The sequence below is a fragment of the Noviherbaspirillum sp. genome, from assembly GCF_035944575.1.
Lineage (GTDB): Bacteria > Pseudomonadota > Gammaproteobacteria > Burkholderiales > Burkholderiaceae_D > Noviherbaspirillum.
This window is the reverse complement of the sequence record NZ_DASZBA010000272.1, coordinates 1-3,308: the sequence shown is the minus strand read 5'-3', so window position 1 is coordinate 3,308 and position 3,308 is coordinate 1. Positions and strand designations below refer to the sequence as shown.

At 58.0% G+C, this 3,308-nt stretch carries 4 protein-coding genes and 1 pseudogene; all 5 read left to right on the top strand.

Annotated features, from left to right (window positions below; genetic code table 11):
- Nucleotides 1-181: pseudogene (locus VGU61_RS22410) on the top strand (proton conductor component of motor, torque generator); the annotation flags it as partial.
- A gap of 29 nt (nt 182-210) precedes the next feature.
- Complete coding sequence (gene motB / locus VGU61_RS22405; protein WP_326861535.1) at nt 211-1,191, top strand: flagellar motor protein MotB; 981 nt, start codon at nt 211-213, stop codon at nt 1,189-1,191.
- Nucleotides 1,192-1,254: 63 nt separating this feature from the next.
- Entirely contained in the window at nt 1,255-1,782 is a 528-nt protein-coding gene (locus VGU61_RS22400; RefSeq protein WP_326861534.1) for a chemotaxis protein, read from the top strand.
- A 70-nt stretch (nt 1,783-1,852) separates the two neighbouring features.
- Nucleotides 1,853-2,218, top strand: coding sequence for a response regulator (locus VGU61_RS22395; RefSeq protein ID WP_326861533.1), 366 nt, complete (start codon nt 1,853-1,855; stop codon nt 2,216-2,218).
- Between the two features lie 55 nt (nt 2,219-2,273).
- Nucleotides 2,274-3,308 (top strand): Hpt domain-containing protein (locus VGU61_RS22390; protein ID WP_326861532.1); only part of this gene is annotated, 1,035 nt, incomplete at its 3' end.

Here is a 3,308-nt window from a genome sequence, read left to right as displayed (position 1 = left end):
GGAACAGAAGCTGCACGAGTCATCAAAGATGTATCAGTGCGTCAAGGTGACGTTGCTGGCAAGTCTGAACGGCTATGCGCCCGCGCTAGCAGTCGAGTTCGGCCGCAAAGTGCTGTTCTCCACAGAGCGTCCGTCCTTCTCCGAACTGGAAGAGCACATCAAGAAAGCCAAGGCCAAATAGGCGTATGAAACCAGAACGGCGGGAGAATCATGGCTGACGAAGGGCTGCGCCCCATCATCGTAAAGCGAATCAAAAAAGGCGGCGGCGGTCATCACGGCGGCGCATGGAAGATCGCCTACGCCGACTTCGTCACCGCAATGATGGCATTCTTTCTTTTGATGTGGCTGCTTGGCTCCACCGCCAAAGGAGATCTGCAAGGGATCGCCGAATACTTTCAAACGCCGCTCAAGGTTGCCATGGCCGGCGGCAGCGGCAGCGGAGACAGCTCCAGCGTGATCCAGGGCGGCGGCAGGGACCTGACGCGCAAGGACGGGCAAATCAAAAAGGGCGATGATCCGACGCCCAAGAAAACCTACACCATGAACTCGGCCAATGCCAAGACCATGCAGGAAGAACTGGAGCGTGCCGAGATGGCGCGACTCCGGATCCTGAAAACCCGTATCGAAGCAGCGATCGATGCACGGCCGACATTGAAACAGTTTCGCAATCAATTATTAATCGATATTACAACAGAGGGCTTGCGCATCCAGATCGTGGACGAGCAGAATAGGCCCATGTTTGCCTTGGCGAAAGCCGAGCTGCAACCGTACACCAAGGAGATCCTGTACGAGATCGGCAAGGCGCTTAACGACATGCCGAACAAGATCAGTCTTTCCGGACATACGGATGCGACGCCATACGCAAGCGGCGAGAAGTTTTACAGCAACTGGGAGCTGTCATCGGACCGCGCAAACGCGTCGCGCCGGGCACTGGTGGCTGGGGGAATGGATGAAAGCAAGGTGTTGCGCGTGGTCGGATTGTCGTCGGCTGCATTATTCGACACGAATAATCCGACCAGTCCGGTGAACCGTCGGATCAGCATCATCGTCATGAACAAGAAGGCGGAGGAGTCCGCCAACAAGGAAGGCGGCTCCATCGCAGTGTCCAACGAAGCGCAGGTAAAGCAGGAACTGGGCGGAACGCAGGGAACAGGCACGGCGCAGGATACGGGCGGAAAGCCGGGAAATTAACATTTTCGGCGACTGGTTGCGACGACCGTCGGATAACGGGACATCTTCATGACAGGAAAAACGTTGTTGAGCTCTCAAGTGAAAGGCCTGCTTTCCAGCGTATCGGAGCATGGAGCCCAGCATCTCAACGAAATCGAAAGCGATCTGAAGCAAACCGATGCACTGCTGAGCGAAGCGATCGAGAAGCTTTGCAGGAGCTTTCTCGCAATCCAGCAAGCGGTTTCCGACCACCAGGCCACAGTCGAACAACTCATTGGCGGCATGCCGGTCGAGAAGGCCGCCGAGCTGCAATCCAGACAATCGGAAATCGTGCAGCACGTGAATGCCGCAGTAACCGGCCTGCAATTCCAGGATATGACCAGCCAGCTATTTGCCAGAACGGTACGGCGCGTGGCCGGCCTGCGCGAGGCGCTGGAGCAGATCGGCACAGGAAGCTCGGACTTGCAGGATAACGGCGAACCGGGCGACATCGTCGCCACGCTGGAGAGCATGAACAAGGTATTGAACGAACAAAGCGCGAAGCTGGAAGGCGTACTTTGGAAGGCGGTTTGCCAGACGCATATGGAAAGCGGCGACGTCGAGTTGTTCTAGCTGCGTTGCGCAACAAGGATATAACGGAAAACGGGCGACAAACCCGGCATCGAAGAGGCGGAGTAAAAAGATGGCGAAATCAATATTGGCGGTGGATGATTCCGGGTCGTTGCGGCAGATGGTGGTCTTCAGCCTTCGGGCTGCGGGATACCAGGTGACCGAAGCGGTTGACGGCCAGGACGGGCTGGAAAAGGCAAAAAGCCAGGTGTTCGACCTGGTGCTGACCGACCAGAACATGCCCCGGATGGACGGACTGACGCTGATCAGATCGCTGCGGCTGGTGCCGATGTATCAAAAGGTGCCGATCCTGATGCTCACCACCGAATCAAGCGACGACATGAAGCAACGGGGCAGGGCGGCAGGGGCTAACGGATGGCTGGTCAAGCCGTTCGATCCCCAGCGCCTGACCGAAGTGGTCAAGAAAGTCATCGGCTGAACGCGATGCGCGACTGCCATAGCAAATGTAAAAGCCGCCCACACGGAGCCGATAAATGACCATTGACATGAGCCAGTTCTTCCAGGTGTTCTTCGATGAGACCGAAGAGCTCCTCGCAGAGATGGAGAAGCTGCTACTTGCAATCGATGTCCAGTCACCGGATGAAGAGGACCTCAACGCGATTTTCCGGGCCGCGCATTCGATCAAGGGAGGCGCCGGAACGTTCGGCCTGAATGATTTGACCGAAGTAACCCATGTGCTGGAATCACTTCTGGACAAGATCCGCAAAGGAGAAATGGCGCTGACCGCTGAGCATGTCGACGCCTTCCTGGTCGCCAAGGACATCCTCAAGATGCAGCTGGACGGGCATCGGCTGCAGACGCCGGTCGACCAGGACGCCGTAGCGGATGCACGAATGACCTTGCAATCGCTCTCCCAGGATGCTCTGCCGCCTCTTCCGCCCGAACATGGGATGGAGACGCCATCTGCCTCAGCCGTCGCGCCGGATGGTTTCACCCGGCATTTCCGCATTGAGCTGCCGAAAATCGCGCCGCGTGATGCGGATGCATTGGTTGCCGAGCTCGGTCTGCTTGGACATATCGACCGCACCGCAATCGACGGCGAGCGTACCTGCGTTCTTCTTGCAACCAACGAAAGCGCAGACGATATTGTCGCCATTTGCTCCTTCGTCCTCGATCCATCCGATTTGAAGATTACCGAACAGGCTGCCCCCAAGCCCGCGATGACTGCCGCTGAGGCCAAGGCGGCGCAGGAAGAGGCGCAGGGCTATGGTTTCTTCGAACCGCTGGAGAATGAGGCGGATCTGGCAGCCGCTGCGAAGGCAGCCCAGGAGGAAAAGCAGGGATATGGTTTCTTCGAGCCCTTCGAGCCGCCTGCGTTGAAGGAAGCGCAGGAAGCCGCTGCCGCAGCAGTCTCATCGCCGGCCGGCGCGGCTGCGGGTGCGCCCTTCAGTGCAACCGAGGTAAGCAGCGACATGCCAGGTACGTCGGGTTCCGACAAGAAAGCCACGGCAAGGAAGGACAACGATCGGGCGGCAGGCAATCAAGAGTCTTCATCGATCCGGGTAGGC